15 protein-coding genes are annotated in these 15,989 nt (G+C 67.2%); 6 read left to right on the top strand and 9 right to left on the bottom strand.

Features of this window, described 5'->3' with window-relative positions; genetic code table 11:
* Positions 1–497 precede the first annotated feature (497 nt).
* The gene (locus tag AB0M15_RS33775) at positions 498–800 is read left to right on the top strand and encodes an MGMT family protein (protein ID WP_363827605.1); all 303 of its coding nucleotides are present in this window, start codon (positions 498–500) and stop codon (positions 798–800) included.
* Here the strand turns inward: AB0M15_RS33775 and AB0M15_RS33770 are convergent, their stop codons facing one another.
* Together AB0M15_RS33770 and AB0M15_RS33765 are read right to left on the bottom strand one after the other, a co-directional pair.
* Positions 801–1,415, bottom strand: a complete 615-nt coding sequence (locus tag AB0M15_RS33770) for a PIN domain-containing protein (RefSeq protein WP_363827602.1) — start codon at positions 1,413–1,415, stop codon at positions 801–803.
* Between the two features lie 3 nt (positions 1,416–1,418).
* Positions 1,419–2,051 (bottom strand): helix-turn-helix domain-containing protein, encoded by a 633-nt coding sequence (locus tag AB0M15_RS33765; RefSeq protein WP_363827599.1) that lies wholly within the window; start codon positions 2,049–2,051, stop codon positions 1,419–1,421.
* Between the two features lie 126 nt (positions 2,052–2,177).
* On the opposite strand from AB0M15_RS33765, the gene AB0M15_RS33760 reads away from it, so the two are divergent.
* The 3 genes from AB0M15_RS33760 to AB0M15_RS33750 all read left to right on the top strand — a co-directional run bounded on the left by AB0M15_RS33760 (position 2,178) and on the right by AB0M15_RS33750 (position 9,089).
* Entirely contained in the window at positions 2,178–5,402 is a 3,225-nt protein-coding gene (locus tag AB0M15_RS33760) for an ATP-dependent DNA helicase (RefSeq protein WP_363827596.1), read from the top strand.
* A complete protein-coding gene (locus tag AB0M15_RS33755; RefSeq protein ID WP_363827593.1) occupies positions 5,402–8,623 on the top strand; it encodes an ATP-dependent DNA helicase in 3,222 nt (1,073 codons plus the stop codon). Before AB0M15_RS33760 ends, AB0M15_RS33755 begins: the two co-directional genes overlap by 1 nt.
* Before the next feature lie 88 nt (positions 8,624–8,711).
* Complete coding sequence (locus AB0M15_RS33750; protein ID WP_363827590.1) at positions 8,712–9,089, top strand: peptidase inhibitor family I36 protein; 378 nt, start codon at positions 8,712–8,714, stop codon at positions 9,087–9,089.
* Between the two features lie 42 nt (positions 9,090–9,131).
* Here AB0M15_RS33750 and AB0M15_RS33745 read toward each other — a convergent pair whose 3' ends face one another.
* From AB0M15_RS33745 to AB0M15_RS33735, 3 genes are all read right to left on the bottom strand, one after another.
* Positions 9,132–9,257: a hypothetical protein gene (locus tag AB0M15_RS33745; RefSeq protein WP_363827587.1), complete on the bottom strand. Its 126-nt coding sequence runs from the start codon at positions 9,255–9,257 to the stop codon at positions 9,132–9,134.
* 33 nt (positions 9,258–9,290) lie between these two features.
* Positions 9,291–9,854: a Uma2 family endonuclease gene (locus tag AB0M15_RS33740; protein WP_363827584.1), complete on the bottom strand. Its 564-nt coding sequence runs from the start codon at positions 9,852–9,854 to the stop codon at positions 9,291–9,293.
* A 282-nt stretch (positions 9,855–10,136) separates the two neighbouring features.
* Positions 10,137–10,634 carry a hypothetical protein gene (locus tag AB0M15_RS33735; protein ID WP_363827581.1) on the bottom strand — a complete coding sequence of 166 codons (498 nt, stop codon included), beginning with the start codon at positions 10,632–10,634 and terminating at the stop codon, positions 10,137–10,139.
* 253 nt (positions 10,635–10,887) lie between these two features.
* Between AB0M15_RS33735 and AB0M15_RS33730 the strand changes: the two genes are divergently transcribed.
* Positions 10,888–11,484 (top strand): helix-turn-helix domain-containing protein, encoded by a 597-nt coding sequence (locus AB0M15_RS33730; RefSeq protein WP_363827578.1) that lies wholly within the window; start codon positions 10,888–10,890, stop codon positions 11,482–11,484.
* On the opposite strand, the gene AB0M15_RS33725 is transcribed toward AB0M15_RS33730, so the two are convergent.
* On the bottom strand, positions 11,481–13,232 hold the full coding sequence (locus AB0M15_RS33725) for an IucA/IucC family siderophore biosynthesis protein (protein ID WP_363827575.1): 1,752 nt from the start codon (positions 13,230–13,232) through the stop codon (positions 11,481–11,483). The two genes, AB0M15_RS33730 and AB0M15_RS33725, sit on opposite strands and share 4 nt — an antisense overlap.
* 2 nt (positions 13,233–13,234) lie before the next feature.
* A complete protein-coding gene (locus tag AB0M15_RS33720) occupies positions 13,235–13,825 on the bottom strand; it encodes a GNAT family N-acetyltransferase (RefSeq protein ID WP_363827572.1) in 591 nt (196 codons plus the stop codon).
* Positions 13,826–13,964: 139 nt separating this feature from the next.
* On the opposite strand from AB0M15_RS33720, the gene AB0M15_RS33715 reads away from it, so the two are divergent.
* Positions 13,965–14,645, top strand: coding sequence for a GPP34 family phosphoprotein (locus AB0M15_RS33715; protein WP_363827569.1), 681 nt, complete (start codon positions 13,965–13,967; stop codon positions 14,643–14,645).
* Between the two features lie 48 nt (positions 14,646–14,693).
* On the opposite strand, the gene AB0M15_RS33710 is transcribed toward AB0M15_RS33715, so the two are convergent.
* Positions 14,694–15,254 carry a hypothetical protein gene (locus AB0M15_RS33710; protein WP_363827567.1) on the bottom strand — a complete coding sequence of 187 codons (561 nt, stop codon included), beginning with the start codon at positions 15,252–15,254 and terminating at the stop codon, positions 14,694–14,696.
* Positions 15,255–15,274: 20 nt separating this feature from the next.
* Positions 15,275–15,988 (bottom strand): purine-nucleoside phosphorylase, encoded by a 714-nt coding sequence (gene deoD, locus AB0M15_RS33705; protein ID WP_343982980.1) that lies wholly within the window; start codon positions 15,986–15,988, stop codon positions 15,275–15,277.
* Position 15,989 lies beyond the last annotated feature (1 nt).

Below are 15,989 nucleotides of genomic sequence, written 5' to 3'. Positions count from 1 at the left end.
AACAGACGGTCCCGGCTGCCGCGGTGGTTCACGCGGTGCCGGGCGCCAGGTTTCTCTGGCGGGCGCCGAGGCAGCTCCGCACAACGCCTCAGTTGGCGGCTTCGCGACCACGGCTTGTGGGTGCGAGACCGCTCCAAGAACATCCGCACCGTCGGCTGTGAAGTGGCTGTCAGGTGCGGCTGTGGAGGGTTATGTGGCCGCCGTCCGAGTCAGTGCGGGTTCGGCCGATGGGGCCGTCGGTAGGGCGGAACGATGGGGTGGCCGTCGGCGACGAGGGGATGGCCTGGGCGTCTGTGGCGCGGAGCCGGATCACCGCGCCGATGCGGTTAGCTCGCATTCGGACCAGTGGAACGATGCTGCAGCAGCGGATGCAGTGGGTGTGCACCACGGAGCGGCGCTGGCATGCCGGCATCCGGCACTGGATGTGCTCGGAGGTCCTGCGTCGTCGGCATGTGGTGGAGTGGGACTTTGTCGGAGCTGGTGGATAACGTAGGCGCGTGGATCGGGAGGAGTACGTGGAGGCCGTGCTGGTGGCGGTTGAGTCGATCCCGGCCGGCCGGGTCGCGACGTACGGCGACATCGCCGAGTACGTCGGGCAGGGCGGCCCCCGCCAGGTCGGCGCCGTCATGCGCGAGTACGGCGGAGCCGTCGGCTGGTGGCGAGTCATCCGCGCCAGCGGCATTCCCGCCGACGAGGTAGTAGACCAACAAATCCAACTCCTCCGCGGCGACGGAGTCCGAGTAACCAACGGCAAGGTAAACCTCCGCGAAGTCCGCTGGAATCCCGAAGAGCGGCCGTAGTTACGGCCTCCCGTCCGTGAGGATCCTGCCCAGCTCATCCCCGAAGCCGGGGATGTACCGACCTTTGGCCATCTGCTCCGCCAGTTCGATGGCTGTCTTCTTCGGCTGCCGAAAGCGGCTCGACATCCTCTCCATCGCATCCACGACCCGTTCGGGGACTGCGGTCAGCAGATCCAGCAGAAACCTGTCGGGCGGTACGACGGCGAGCCCGGACGGTACTGATCTAGGTCGGAAATCGCGCGCGTTACTGGTCACCAGATGGGTGGCCTTGACGCCGATCGCGACGGCGAGCACATGACGGTCCTTCTCGTCGCAGGTGAGGCCCGGTACCAGCGGGATCCACTCGTCGCCAGGCCGGCAGGCAGCCGGGAACGTTCTACGCATCTGGCCGATCAGCCGGGGCGCGGCGGCTGTGGCTTCGTCGTCTGTCAGGCCGGCGCGATCTCTCAGCAGCCGTACCGAGTTGCGCAGGACTTCGTCGAGGATCTCGTCCTGCCAGATGGGCCGGAATGCCGATTCGTTCGCGCAGGAGAGCAGCACATCGCGAAGGCTGGGTGGAATCAGTACACAAGCATCGAGGACGCCGATCGCGCGATCCGGACAAGCCGCGGACATCGGTCAGAAGTCCCCGTCCGCATAGCCGCCTTCGGGCATCATCTCAGCCAGCAGCCTTTCACGTTCGTGGTACTGGGCTCGCTCGAGGGCGCGCACGTCGGACAGCAGGAACCGGTGCCGATTCCCGACCAGCCTGTGCGCGAGCCGACCCTCGCGGGCGAGCTTGACGACATAAGGACGCGACACATTGAGTAGATCGGCAGCCTCCTGGCTGGTGATCTCGGTGTCAGGGTTCTCGATGAGCAGGTTGAGTGGGCCGGCATTGAGCGCGGTGATGAACTGGCGCAGCGCGGTCAGTGTCGTGCCGCTCACCTTCACGCTGGTCTTTCCCTGAGTGATCGTGATCTCGTTGCCCCGGTGGATGATCGACTCGACTTCGCCCAGCTGACCAAGACTCGGCCTGTCCACTGACACGACCGACTGCTCCGGCTCGGAAGATGGCCGGCCTGCCAGGGGTGCCGGCCTGCGGACCGGCCGATGGGTCGCCCTCTTGCCGGCGACGGACTTTGCCGTGCCGGTTGGGGTTCTTCTGGTGCGGTTCGGTTGGTCGGGGGATGCGTCGTGTTTGCGCGCGCCCGCTGTTTTTGCTTTGGGGGTGGTGCCGGAGTTGGTCTTTCCGCTCTTGCTGATGGCCATGATGCGCTCCTCTCACCGAGATGCTATCCGAAACATCCGAAACAATCGAAACAGGCGAGCCGCGCTGATCGGAGCGCCGGTGAGTGCCGACTCGGATTTGTCGGTGGGGTCTGATGGGATGGGGGGATGGTCAGTAGAACTGGGTCCAGGTATCGCCTGGTGCGGGGTGACGGGCAGCGGGCTCGGGTCACCGAGGCGCCGGTGCTGGATGCTGATCAGCGCGCTGTGGTGGAGCATCGGGGTGGGCCGTTGCTGGTGCTGGCGGGGCCGGGGACGGGGAAGACGACGACGTTGGTCGAGGCTGTCGTCGACCGGGTGGGGAACCGTGGACTGAAGCCTGATGAGGTGCTGGTGCTGACCTTCGGGCGGAAGGCGGCGACCGAGCTCCGGGATCGGATCACGGCGCGGCTCGGGCGGACGACCCGGGCGATGCCGTCGATGACTTTTCACTCGTTCTGTTATGCGTTGCTGAGGAGGTTCACGCCGGCTGATGCGTTCGACGTACCGCTGCGGCTGCCGTCCGGGCCTGAACAGACGGTCCGGCTGAGCGAGTCGCTCGAGGGTAGTCGTGAGGTCGGGGTGACGAAGTGGCCGGCCAGTTTGCATCCGGCGCTGAAGACGCGTGGGTTCACCGAGGAAGTACAAGCCGTGATCGGCAAGGCGCGGCAGCTCGGGCTCGACCCGGAGGATCTGTCCGCGATCGGGCATTCGGCCAGCCGGCCGGAGTGGGTCGCGGTCGGCGACTTCTTCGAGGAGTACCTGCAGATCCTCGACGCCGAGCAGGTGCTGGACTACTCCGAGCTGATCCACCGCGCGGTCATCCTGGCTGAGCAGCCGCATGTGAAGGCGCGGCTCCGCGAGGAGTTCAAGGCCGTCTTCGTCGACGAGTACCAGGACACCGACCCCGGCCAGACCAAGCTCCTCCAGGCGATCGCCGGCGACGGCCGCGACCTCGTGGTGGTCGGCGACCCGGACCAGTCCATCTACACGTTTCGCGGCGCCGACGTCCGCGGCCTGCTCCGCTTCACCGACGAGTTCCGTACTACGGAAGGCGCCGAAGCCGCCCAGATCGCGCTGGCCACCACCCGCCGGTTCGGCACGACCCTGCAGCGCGTCTCCCGCAACGTCGTCAACCGCCTCGGCGTCCCCGGCACGCTCGACCGCGACACCTTCGAGCGCTTCCGCAACCCCGACGCGAGCTCCTGCGTCTACGGCCCCGGCAAGGTCGAGGCCAACCTGTACTCGACCAGCGGCGCCGAATTGGAGCACATCGCCGACCTCCTCCGCCGCGCCCATGTGCAAGACGGCGTCGGCTGGCACGAGATGGCGGTGCTGGTCAGATCGGGCAGCTGGTCGATCCCGCCCTTGCGTCGCGCCCTGGCTGCGGCGGGCATTCCCGTCGACGTCGCCGGCGACGAGTTGCCGCTGTCACGCGAGCCCGCGGTACGGCCGATGCTGCTGGCACTAAGAGCAGTCGCCGACCCGGCCACGTTGACGGTCGACGTCGTCCGCGCGCTCGCCTTGTCACCGCTCGGCGCGATGGACGCCGGCCAGCTGCGCCGCCTCGCCCGCGTACTCCGCAAGCGTGACCGCGAAGCAGCCGGTGGCCAGCGTCTGCCGCGATCGTCCGACGACCTGCTCCGCGAAGCACTGCTGAACCCGTTGCTGCTCGACGAGCAGGCCTCACCCGCCGAAGCGCGATTCGTCGCCCTCGGCGAAAGGTTGCTGAAGGCAAGAAACATCGTCACGGCAGGTGCCGCCCCCGACGAAGTCATGTGGTCGCTGTGGTCGGAGTCGCCCTGGCTCAGACGGCTGAGAGGCCAGGCGAACAGCGGCGGCGAAGTAGCCCGTGCCGCGAACCGCGACCTCGACTCGCTCTGTGCCCTGTTCGACACCGCGAGCCGGGCCGAGGAGCAGATCGGGTTCAAGGGCGTATCGACGTTCCTCGCCGAGTTGGAGGCGCTGGACATCGCCGGCGACAACCGTTTCGACGCGACGTACCGGGAGGCCGGGGTCCAGCTGATGACCGCGCACCGGTCGAAGGGACTGCAGTGGCGGCTCGTCGTCGTGGCGAGCGTGCAGGAAGGGCAGTGGCCCGATCTGCGCCGACGCGGTTCGTTGCTGGAGCCGGATCGACTCGGGCCGGACGGACTGGTGGAGCCGCTGTCGGCCGGCGCGTTGCTGGCCGAGGAGAGACGGCTCTTCTACGTGGCGATCACGAGAGCCCGGGAGCGGCTGATCGTGACAGCCGTACAGGCGCCCGAGGCCGACGGCGATCAGCCTTCCCGATTACTTGCTGAGCTCGACATTCCTTTGAAGTTGGTGGCCGGAAGACCGCGTCGCCCCTTGTCGCTGCCCGGCCTGGTGGCCGACCTGCGCTGCGTACTGGCCGACCCGGCCTCATCGCCTGCCTTGAAGCGCGTTGCCGCCGACCGGTTGGCGCAGCTCGCCGATGCCGTGGACGACCGGGAGTACGCGCTGGTCCCGACGGCCGACCCACAACGCTGGTGGGGTGTGCGCGAGCGGACCAAGTCGGAGCGCCCGATCACCGATCCCGAGCTGCCGGTGCCGTTGTCGGGGAGCGCGCTGACGACGATCGTCGACTGCCCGCTGCGCTGGTTCCTGCAGCGACGCGCGGGTGGCGAGACGCCCAGTACTTCGGCCATCGGCTTCGGCATGGTGCTGCACACGCTTGCCGACGCCGTCGCGACCGGGACGCTGCCGCCCGACATCGACGAGCTGAACGGCTGGCTCGACAAGGTGTGGACGCAGCTCGAGTTCGAGTCGTCCTGGATCTCCGACCGCGAGCGGGTGGAGGCGGAGCAGGCGTTGCGGCGGTTCGTCGCGTGGCATCAGGGGCGGCCGGATCGGACCCTGCTCGGCACCGAGGTGGAGTTCGACGTACTGCTGCCGGATGAGGACAAGCCCGCGGTCCGGGTGAAGGGCCGGATGGACCGGTTGGAGCAGGACGGCGACGGCGCGATCCGCGTGATCGATCTGAAGACCGGCCGCAACGTGCCGACCAAGCCGGCGCTGGAGCGGCACGTCCAGCTGGCGATCTACCAGCGCGCGATCGAGTCCCGGCAGATGAAGAAGCTGGGCGAGGAGCCGCGGAGTGGTGGTGCTGAGTTGGTTCAGCTCCGGCATGACGACATCGGGCTTCCGAAGGTCCAAGGCCAGGCTCCGTTGGAGACTGACGAGGACGGTCGTACTTGGCTGGACGAGGCGGTCGAGGACGCCGAGTCGATGGTTCGGTCGGAGGAGTTCATCGCCAAGCGCAACTCGAGCTGCGACCGCTGCGACGTCCGCGGCCTCTGCCCCATCCAGCCCGAAGGCCGGGAGATCGTCTGATGAGAGCCAAGCTTGAGACGACGGCCGAGCTGTGTGATCTGCTGGGGATTCCGTTCAGCGATCAGCAACTGCAGGCGATCACTGCGCCGCTCGCGCCGGGCGTGATCGTCGCCGGCGCCGGGTCGGGCAAGACGACGGCGATGGCGGCTCGCGTGGTCTGGCTGATCTGCACCGGGCAGGTCCAGCCGGAGGAGGTCCTGGGTCTCACATTCACCAAGAAGGCGGCCAACGAGCTCGACGTACGGATCCGCGACGACCTCACCAAGGCCGGCGTGCTCGGCTCCACCCTGCCGCGCGACCAGCACCCGATCCTCGCCGCACACCTCCGCAGCAACATCCCCAACTGGGAGCCCGAGGAGCCGGGCGAGCCCGTCGTCTCGACCTACCACGCCTTCGCCGGCACGCTCATCGCCGAGCACGGGCTGCGGCTCGGTCTCGAGCCCGACGTCCGGGTGCTTGCCGACGCGACCAGGTTCCAGCTCGCAGGCCGGGTCGTACGCCGGTCCAACGGGCCGATCCGGTTCGCCTCCCATCACGTGCCGACGCTGGTCAACAGCCTGCTCGCCCTCGACGGGGAGCTCGCCGACCACCTGCTCGGAGCGAACGAAGTACGGGCTCATGACGAGGCCGTGCGGGTTGAGGTCGCCGCCGCGCGCAAGCAGACGGTCGAGGTGAAGAAGCTTGCCGAGACGGCGCTGAAGCGTGGCGAGATCCTGCAACTCGTCGAGGAGTACCAGGCGTACAAGGGCGAGCGTGGTGTCGTCGACTTCGCCGACCAGATGGCGCTCGGTGCCCGGCTGGCCGAGGAGTGCCCAGAGGTTCCGGTGATCGAGCGAGGACGGTACAAGGTCGTCCTGCTCGACGAGTACCAGGACACCTCGGTCTCGCAGCGGCGGATGCTGACCGCGCTGTTCGGCGTCGACGGGCATCCGGTCACCGCGGTCGGCGACCCGTGCCAGGCGATCTATGGCTGGCGCGGCGCCTCCGTCGCGAACCTGGACGAGTTCCCCGAACACTTCAAGAACGCGGACGGTACGCCGGCGCAGCGGTACGTCCTGAGTGTGAACCGGCGGTGTGGCAGCCGGATCCTCGCGGCGGCCAACCAACATGCGGCTGAGCTCTACCAGCAGCACCCGGGCGTGATCCCGCTGGAGGCGCCGCCCGAAGCGCCTGAGGGCGCGATCACGGTCGGCCTGTTCGAGACGCGCTCGAAGGAGATCGAGTGGGTCGCGGACGCGATCGTCGCGGCGCACAAGATGCCGAACCGCCGGTGGAAGGACATCGGCATCCTGATGCGCACGAACACCGACCTCAGCGCGGTCCATGAGGCGTTGATCGCGCGCAAGGTCCCGGTCGAGGTGGTCGGTCTGGGCGGGCTGCTCGCGCTGCCCGAGGTGGTCGACGTCGTCGCCACCCTGCAAGCCGTCAACGATCTGACCGCGAACGCGGCGATGCTCCGCATCCTCACCGGTCCGCGCTACCGGATCGGCCATCGCGACCTCGCCTTGCTGGCCAACCGTTCCCGCGCGCTCGCCGACGCCGGTGATCGCCCGGCCGCGGATGATCTGGTCGCTGCCCTCGACGCGGCGGTGGCGGGGATGGACTCGACCGAGGTCATCTCGCTGGCCGAAGCCGTGGACGATCCGGGGCCGGTCGGATGGGGCTATTCCGCTGAGGCTTTGGAGCGGTTCCGGGAGTTGTCGACCGAGCTGCGTGAGTTGCGTGCGCACTCGGGCGAGCCGTTGCTCGACCTGGTACGCCGGGTGATCAGCACCATCGGCCTCGACGTCGAGCTCACCGCGACGCCCGATCACGTCGACTCCGGCCGGCGCGATCACCTGGCCGCGTTTTTGGATGCCGTGGGCAACTTCGTGTCGACGGAATCGACTGGATCGCTGGACGGGTTGCTGGCGTATCTGGCGGCGGAAGAGGAGTACGCGGCGGGCCTCGACCTCGCCGTACCGAGCGAAGCGGACTCGGTGAAGTTGCTGACCACGCACCGGTCGAAGGGGCTCGAGTGGCCGATCGTGTTCGTACCGACGCTGGTGAACAAGGTGTTCCCGTCGGATCGCGGCCGGAACAAGTGGACGACCAACGCGAAGGTGCTGCCGTGGCCGTTGCGCGGTGACGCCGACACGCTGCCGGACTTCCACGACCTGTCGAACGCGGGGTTGAAGGCCTTCGCCGACGAGTGCAAGGACGTCAACGCGCTGGAGGAGAGGCGTCTCGGGTACGTCGCCTTCACGCGCGCCAAGGAGATCTTGGTCGCCACCGGCCACTGGTGGGGGCCGACGCAGAAGCGGCCGCGCGGGCCTTCGTCGTACCTCGAAACGCTGAAGCAGCACGCGGGAGAGCGGGTCATCGACTGGGCTCCGCAGCCGGATCTGAACGAGGAGAACCCCGAGCTCGCCGAGCAGACGCTCGCGCCATGGCCTGCGCCGTACGACGCAGCGGCGTACCAGCGGCGGCTCGAATCGGTGGCGCTGGTCGAGCAGTCACGCGCGGAAGGTCCGTCGCAGGAGGCGGAGGATTCGCTGCTGCTGGACGAGCAGGCGACGGTCGCGCGCTGGGACTCCGAGCTGGAGCGATTGTTGTCGGAGGCAAAGGAAAGCCGGAGCCGGAAGGCGTACGACGTCGCGCTGCCCGCGTCGTTGTCGGCGACCCAGGTGATGCGGCTGGCGAAGGACCCGGACGGTTTGGCGGCGGACCTGGCGCGCCCGATGCCGCGGAAACCCAACCGGGCGGCGCGATTCGGCACCCGCTTCCATGCCTGGGTGGAGAGCTACTTCGGTCAGCAGTTCCTGCTGGACCCGGACGATCTGCCGGGCGCCGCCGACGAGGGCATCGTCGACGACACCGACCTGACCGAGCTGATGGACGCCTTCCGCGTCGGACCGTACGGCGAGCAGATGCCGTACGAGATCGAAGCCCCCTTCGCCCTGGCGATCGGCGGCCGGATGGTCCGCGGCCGGATCGACGCCGTCTACCAGGTGATCCGCCCCGACGGCTCCCGCGGGTACGACGTAGTCGACTGGAAAACCAGCCGCAGCGAGACCGCCGACCCACTCCAGCTAGCCATCTACCGAGTCGCCTGGGCCGAACTCCTCGGCATCCCCGTCGACCAGGTCGGCGCCGCCTTCTACTACGTCCGCACCGGCGACATCATCCGCCCGGAAAACCTCCCCGACCGCCCCGCCCTGATCACCCTCCTCAACGGCTGACCCTTTCCAGCAGTCTCGAAAGGGTTTGTCCCGCTCGCCGGCTCTCCTACGTTTGAAGCTCAAACAAACGATTGAAGGAGTCATTGTCGTGCGAGCGTTCCTGAAACTTGCCCTGGGCACCGTACTGATCGCGACCGCGCTGACTGCCGCCGTCACCGGCCCGGCACGGGCGACCACCACGTCAGGTACCTGCGGCGCCAACTTCGTCTGCATGTGGGAGGACCCGGGCTTCAACGGCACGAAGTACGTCGACGTCGTCGGCCAGCCCGGCTTCATCGACATCGACTGGTGGGAAGGCGACAACGAGATCAGCAGCGTGAACAACCGCACCGGCTACTGGGTCCGGATGTACGCCAACGACGACGCCACCGGCTTCTTCGGCTGCGTAGCCCCCAACCAGTCCATCGCCGCCCTGACCTTCGACAACGAAATGGAAAGCTTCAGCCTCAACACCACCTGCAACTGACAAGCCGCGTCTGGGCCCGCCGTCCCACTCGGTCGGCGGGCACTACCCAACAAGCTCCCCCGGAACCACCCGCACCGCAAGCGGCAACTCCGCCTCGAACACGTCGTCACCCATCACGACGGCTTGCTCGACATACTGCTCGTCCTTCAACTCCAGCACGGTGAGCATCTGCCCGCACGGTGTCCCGAACTGCCCCGGCCATCATCCGACTAGTTGGGCTGGGGAGAGCGTGACGGGGAAGGGGGAGGTGGTGGTGAAGGCTTCCTCGCCTTGGATGACGGCCTCGCAGACGTAGTGGTCGTCGGCCAGGCGCAGCACGGTGAGCTCCTGGGCGGCGGGATCCAGGAGCCAGTACGCCGGCACGCCGTGCGCCGCGTACAGGCCGCGTTTTGTTACCACGTCGGTGACTCTCGTGGTGGGGGAGAGGACCTCGACGGCGAGGACTGCCTTCTGGGCGTATTGCGGGCCGGCCTCAGCGCGTGACGTGACCAGGATGTCGGGGCGGAGGGAGAGTCTGCGGGTTGGGCGGAAGTCCAGGGAGCCGACGGAGACGAGCAGGTCTGGTGGGCAGGCGTGTTTGAGCGTGACCATCAACGCGACGACGGCCGCTTGGTGTGCTGGTGGTTGCACGCCGGTCACCACCAGCCGCCCGTCGATCACCTCGTACCGCCGGGCGTCCGGCGGCCGAACCGAACTACCGGGCAGCCCGGCGGGTACGGCGTACGTAAGGCCGGCTGCTTCGAGTCTCGCCGCTCTGTCGCTCACCCGACCAGCATCGCGGAAACGGCACGACCCTCGCGAAAGTTATCCACAGCCCCCAACCCAACTACTGAATCACACACCCAGATCTCGAGCCCTACCCCTCTGCCTGGCACACCACCCATCCCGCCTATCCCAGTGACCCTCCCTCCACCGCCCCGGCGGAGGCCGGATGGTTGTGGCGACCTTGAACACTTTGTGGTTGCCGTGAACAAGTAATTTCATGTCCCAGCTCACCGGTTGGTGTTCAAGCTGACCGGTTGGTGTTGGTGTAGGTGCAGCTGACTGTCAGTTGAAGGCGGGCATCGGGCGGTTGTCGGTGGCGATGGCTACGAAGGCCGGCTCCTTCGACGCGGTGTTGACTGCGTCCCACAGGTCCAGGCCGGCTGTAGGTGAGAGGGGCGCCGAGACGATGGCGCCGGTGAAGATGATGCGACGGGGTGCGTAGCAGGCGAGTGGCTGGGCGGGGGTGTCTCCGACCAGCGTCGGTACGAGCGGTTCCGGACCGGCGAGGGCGGCAAGCTTCGCCGTCGACGCCTCGAGGGCGGCGTCCCAGTACGCGTCGTCGGCGGCCGCCAGGAACCCCTCCAGCCCGGCGGCCGCGAGCAGCTCCTCGATCAAAACCGGCGACGGCGCGGCAGGCGGCCCCGGCTGGAAGACGCGCGAACCCCAAGCCAGGTACAGCGGCTCGATCTCACCAGCTCGTCCCTGCGCCCGCAGCGCCTCGAAGACCCGCAGCAGCCGCAGCGACTGCTTGCTCGTGGCAACGGCCAGCTCGCGGAACATCGGCGGCATCCCCACCGCCTGCTCGTCCCCGGACCGCCAGCCAAAGACTGAGCGACCGCAACCTCAACGGCAGCTCCCGCTCGGCCGCGACCCCGATCAGCCAGCGCGCGGCCAGCCAGCTCCACGGGCAGGCGGGATCGACGTACAACTCGTACTCCGGCGCACGGGCCGGACCCTGGCGACGCGTATTCATCAAAGCTCAACTCTCTTCGTCATAGTAGGACTATGATTAAGAGAGTGCTAGATTCCCATCGTGGCTGTCAAGGGAAATCCGGGGCATCGGGAGCGCCAGGCGCTGGCGACGAAGGCGCAGGTCGCGGCTGCCGCGCGACGGCTGTTCGCCGAGCAGGGCTACGTCGCCACCACGATCACGGCGATCTCCGCCGCCGCCGAGATCCCGGCGCAGACGATCTACTCAGCGTTCGGGAACAAGGCCGCCATCCTGGGCGAGATCTCCAGGACCTGGATGCGCGACGCCGAGACCCGGCGGCTGTCGGACGACGCCCTCACCGCCGAGGACCCGATCGATCGCCTCCGCCAGACCGCGCATTGGCACCGGCGCCAGTTCGAGGCCGGGTACGACGTGATCGTCATCTACCAGGAGGCCGCGCGAGCCGATCCGGCGATGGCCGAGGAGATGCGCCGGGTCTGGGCGGCCAGGGAGCACGAGCTCACGAAGTACCTGGCTGCCTTCGAGGGGGAGTTGAAGGTGACCGCGGATCGCGCGCTCGACATCCTGCTCGCCTGTACGGTGCCCGAGGCCTACCGGACCCTCGTCGTCGAGCGAGGCTGGTCGCTCGACGAGTACGAGGTCTGGCTGGGCGATGCCCTCATCGCCCAGCTGCTCTAGAGCCCGGCCAGCGGATTCCGCAGCGTCCCCACGAACTGCAACGAGCCGGCCATGTCCGCCAGGTCGACCATGCTCTGGTTGTTCTTGAGCTGCAGCCGATTCAAGCAGGACAAGGCGAATTCAGGACTGAACAGGTCGTACTTCGCGAACGCCGCCGCCAATTCCGGCGTCGCCTCCTGATAATCCCGCACCGCTGACGCGACCACCGCCCAGAACTCCTCCGGCGACAACCCCTCACCGGCGAGCAAAGGCGACAGGAACCGGAAGATGCAGTCGAAGACATCGGTGAAGATGCTCAACAACTTCTCGTCATCCGGCACGTTGGTGACGCGAACCCTCTCGATCTCTTCGGGAAGCGCGGTCGATGTGCCCAACACCGCGATCTCCTCCGCGATGTCCTTCATCAGGACGCGAACCGGCACACCGTCACGCAGTACCAGGATCAGGTTCTCGCCATGCGGCATGAACACCAGTTCATACGCATAGAAGCAATGCAGCAACGGCACCAGATACGCATCGAGATAAGACCGCAGCCATTCGCGAGCACTCAATCCGGACGACTTGATCAACGCCCCAGCAAGTGACGATCCATGCCGATCGACATGCAGCAACGACGCCATCGTCGCCAGCCGCTCACCCGGAGCCAGCGTCGGTACGGGGCTCTCGCGCCACAGGGCCGACAGCATCTTCCGGTACGCCGAACCCGGGCTCGTCGCCGCTTCGTAGTACCGGTTGTGATACCCGACCGCCGCGATCTCGCGCAGCACGGAAAACCCGTAGCGCTTGAGGATCGCGTCGTTCTCGACCAGGTCGTACACCCAGTCGTTGATCGCCGGCGTCTTCGCCATGTACGCCGGGGAAAGCCCGCGCATGAAACCCATGTTGAGCACCGACAACGCCGTTTTCACGTAGTTGCGCGACGGCTGGGTCCGATTGAAGAACGTCCGGATCGACTGCTGTGCCTGGTACTCGTCGTCACTGGTGCCGAGAAAGACGATGTGCCGCTGAGCGATATCCGCGGCGAACGTGATCGTGGTCTTGTTCTCCCATTGCCACGGATGCAGCGGCATCAGGTGGTAGTCGGCCGGATCGCCGCCGACCGCCCGGATGCGCTCGCTGAACCGTTGCAGCACAGGCGTTCCGAGCTCGTCGCGCAGCAGGTCGTCATAGTTGATCGTCTTGCTGTGCGAGACCGTCGAGCGATCCCGTCGTACCGCGATCCAGACCAGCCGGACTGCCGCGCCGGCCTCGGGCGCGAAGGCGCGATAGTCCTCGACTCCGAACCCGAGCCGTCCGTTGTTCGCCACGAAACAAGGGTGTCCCTCGGTCATCGCGGACTCGGTCGTCTGGAAGTCCGCGCCGGCCAGGTCGGCCGCGGTCAGGTCGTCCTTCGCCAGCTTGTACGCCGAACTGGCGAGCGTACTGCTGATCTCCTCGAGGTAGACCGGGAGCATCTCGGTGCCGATGCCCAGCCGCTCGTGGAACTCGGTGATGAAGTCCAGCGCGTCGATCGGCGCGTCGACGCCGGCCCGCGTCCGGGTGATGCTCGATGCGTCGACTTCCCAATGGTTCAAGGGATAGAGGTCGGCCTCGAAGTAGTACGAGCTCGCGTCGTTCGCGACCGTGTAGCCGTCGCCCGAGGTGGCGGGTTCGAAGAGGCGCTCGTGGGTGAACTCGGCGAGTGCCTTGCGGACCAGGGCTCGGTTCGCGACGGCCCAGGTGTCCGGCTGGAGGTGGGTGGTCGTCATGGTCAGCCTGCCTCGTTCATCCGGGTCGCTTCGGCGTACTGGTCGCGGGTGCAGAAGCTCAGCCAGGCCTGCTTGTCCGGCAGCGTCACGATGCTGTGCTTGCGGAAACCCATGCGCTGGTTGAGTTCCTGGATCTTGGTGTTGCGGACGTCGGGCTCGACCACGACACGATCGACCTGCGGATCGCTGAACAGGTAGTCGAGGATCGTCTCGAACACCGCTCCGGTGAAGCCCCGCACGCGCTGCTCAGGCGGAGCCACCAGCACGTGCATCCCGACATCGCCCGGCGCCGGCTGGTACACCTCGCCGACCGGATCGTGAGCAGGCAGATACCGCTCCATCAGAAACGCCGGCCGCCCGTCATGCATCCCCAGGAGCGCCTGGTGATAGCCGGTTCGCTCGATCCGCTCGTACTCCGCACGTACCTCGTCGAGGGTGGCGGTCAGCAACCCCCAGTACTGCGCATAGGGCTGAGTGACCCAGCTGTGCAGGGTGGGCACATCCTGGTCGAGGTCGAACGCTCTCAGGCTGAGCGTCCCGACGCCGGCGGCGAATCGGCGGAAGCTGGGCACGAAGAACTCCAGTCGCTGCATCAGATGGCGGTTGATTAGCTAAGGCTTACCTTACTAGATATTTGAGTGGGCGCGGAAAGGGGCCCGCCTTGCGGTGGACGCGGAAGGTCGTTCGCGCGGCGGATGTCCGGGTGGGACGAGGCGACCTAGGTTGGATGGCATGTTGATCGCAGAGGACCTCGCGCTGCTCCTGTACGACGACGAGAGCGGGAAGCCCGTCACTGGGTCGCCCGGGCTCGACTATGCGCTCGGTGGAGCCGTGCTGATCGAGTTGACGCTGCTCGGCAAGGTGGACATCGCGGAGACGGGTGACACGGTCAAGGCGGGGCGGCTGAAGGTACTGGACACCACGCCGACCGGGGACGCCGTACTGGACGAGCGGCTCACCTTCCTGGCGGGCAAGCCGGGTGCCCGGCCGAAGGATCTGATGAAGAAGCTGTCGAACAACCTGCGCCGCCAGGTGCTCACCAGGCTGGCCGAGCGGGGTGTGCTCGAGGCGGACAAGGGCAAGGTGCTGGGCCTGTTCCCAGTTACCCGCTGGCCGGCCAAGGACGCACGGCACGAGGCCGAGGTGCGCGCCGGCCTGGAGAACGTCCTGAAGCTGGGCACCCAGCCCGACGAACGCACCGCCGCCCTGATCGCCCTCCTGAGCGCCCTCAACGTCGTCCCCAAGGTCATCACCGACGCCGTCGACAAGAAGGCCCTCAAGAAGCGGGCAAAGGAAATTGCCGAATCCGACTGGGCCGCCACCGCAGTCCGCAAAGCAGTCCAGGAAATGCAAGCAGCAGTAACCGCAGCCATAGTCGTAGCCAGCTCAGCCGGCGCCGCCGGCAGCTCCTGATACGCAAGAACCGCCGTCGAGAGAGCCGACGGCGGTTCTGCGCAGGAACTACTCCGCTTGGCAGTTTGTCTTGCAGGTGCTGTCGACCAGGGTTAGGTGGGCGCCTGGGTCCTCGGTGTCGACCGTCTCGGTGGACCAGTCGACCTGCCAGTCGCCGGCCTTCGTCGTGCGTTCGACGGTGCCGAGTGCGCCGAACCAGTCGGTGATCGGCGTCCGCGGGTTGATGTGCGCGATCTCCAGCACCTTCGGCAGTTGCTTGCCGATCTCTGCCCGCACGTCGGCGATCTTCGCGCCCTTGGCGTGCAGCGACACGACCGGCGGCCGCGGGTGGGCGCCGGTCAGCACCCAGACCGCCACCGTGCCCGAAGTACAGATCGCGTACGTGCCGTCAGCCCCGCACTTGTACCCGCCCTTGGCCAGCCCCGCGACCACCTGAGCAGCGGTGAGGTTCGGCAGTACCGGGTCGTCGGCCTTGGTACTGGTCTCCGACGCCGGCTGCTGGCCGGTCGTGGAGCCTGCTGTCGTGTCCCCGGACGTAGGCGCGTCGGAGGACTTCTTGTCGTCTGATCCGGAGCAGGCCGTAGTACCGATGAGCAGTGCAGCGCTCACCAGTGCGACGGCGACCCGCTTCAGACCGGCACCTCGATCGCAGCATCGAGGGCGATCGTGATCATCTCGGAGAAGGTGGTCTGCCGCTCCTCGGCCGACGTCTCCTCCTTGGTGATCAGGTGGTCCGACACCGTCATGATGCCGAGCGCCCGGCGACCGAACTTGGCGGCCAGCGTGTAGAGCGCCGCCGCCTCCATCTCGATCCCCAGTACGCCGTACTCGGCCGTGCGCGACACCAGGTCCGGCCGGTCGTTGTAGAACAGGTCGCCCGAGAACACCTGGCCGACATGCACGTTCAGCCCGGCCGCCTCAGCCGCGTCCACTGCAGCGCGGAGCAGCTTGTAGTCGGCAGTCGGCGCGTAGTCGATGCCGTGGAAGCGCAGCCGGTTCATCTGCGAGTCGGTGCTCGCGGACATCGCCACGATCACGTCCCGGACCCGGACGGCCTCGGTCAGTGCGCCACAGGTGCCGACCCGGATCAGGGTCTGTACGTCGTACTCGGCGAACAGCTCGTTCGCGTAGATCGAGGCCGACGCCTGACCCATGCCGGAGCCCTGCACGGAGATGCGCTCACCCTTGTAGGTGCCGGTGAACCCGAACATGTTCCGGATCTCGGTGTAGCAGGTGACGTCGGACAGGTAGGTCTCGGCGATCCACTTGGCTCTCAGTGGATCCCCGGGGAACAGCACACGCGGTGCGATCTGTCCCTTCTCGGCAGCGATGTGAATACTCATG

Source organism: Kribbella sp. NPDC051718, from assembly GCF_040681515.1.
GTDB lineage: Bacteria > Actinomycetota > Actinomycetes > Propionibacteriales > Kribbellaceae > Kribbella.
Note: the sequence above shows the minus strand (reverse complement) of the source record. Positions and strands in the feature narration are given on the sequence as shown.

Coding starts and splice junctions, on each gene's coding strand:
- AB0M15_RS33770 (WP_363827602.1), bottom strand. CDS start 1,415: ATGTCCGCGGCTTGTCCGGATCGCGCGATCGGCGTCCTCGATGCTTGT.
- AB0M15_RS33765 (WP_363827599.1), bottom strand. CDS start 2,051: ATGGCCATCAGCAAGAGCGGAAAGACCAACTCCGGCACCACCCCCAAA.
- AB0M15_RS33760 (WP_363827596.1), top strand. CDS start 2,178: ATGGTCAGTAGAACTGGGTCCAGGTATCGCCTGGTGCGGGGTGACGGG.
- AB0M15_RS33755 (WP_363827593.1), top strand. CDS start 5,402: ATGAGAGCCAAGCTTGAGACGACGGCCGAGCTGTGTGATCTGCTGGGG.
- AB0M15_RS33745 (WP_363827587.1), bottom strand. CDS start 9,257: ATGCTCACCGTGCTGGAGTTGAAGGACGAGCAGTATGTCGAGCAAGCC.
- AB0M15_RS33735 (WP_363827581.1), bottom strand. CDS start 10,634: ATGTTCCGCGAGCTGGCCGTTGCCACGAGCAAGCAGTCGCTGCGGCTG.
- AB0M15_RS33725 (WP_363827575.1), bottom strand. CDS start 13,232: ATGACGACCACCCACCTCCAGCCGGACACCTGGGCCGTCGCGAACCGA.
- AB0M15_RS33720 (WP_363827572.1), bottom strand. CDS start 13,825: ATGCAGCGACTGGAGTTCTTCGTGCCCAGCTTCCGCCGATTCGCCGCC.
- AB0M15_RS33715 (WP_363827569.1), top strand. CDS start 13,965: ATGTTGATCGCAGAGGACCTCGCGCTGCTCCTGTACGACGACGAGAGC.
- deoD (WP_343982980.1), bottom strand. CDS start 15,988: ATGAGTATTCACATCGCTGCCGAGAAGGGACAGATCGCACCGCGTGTG.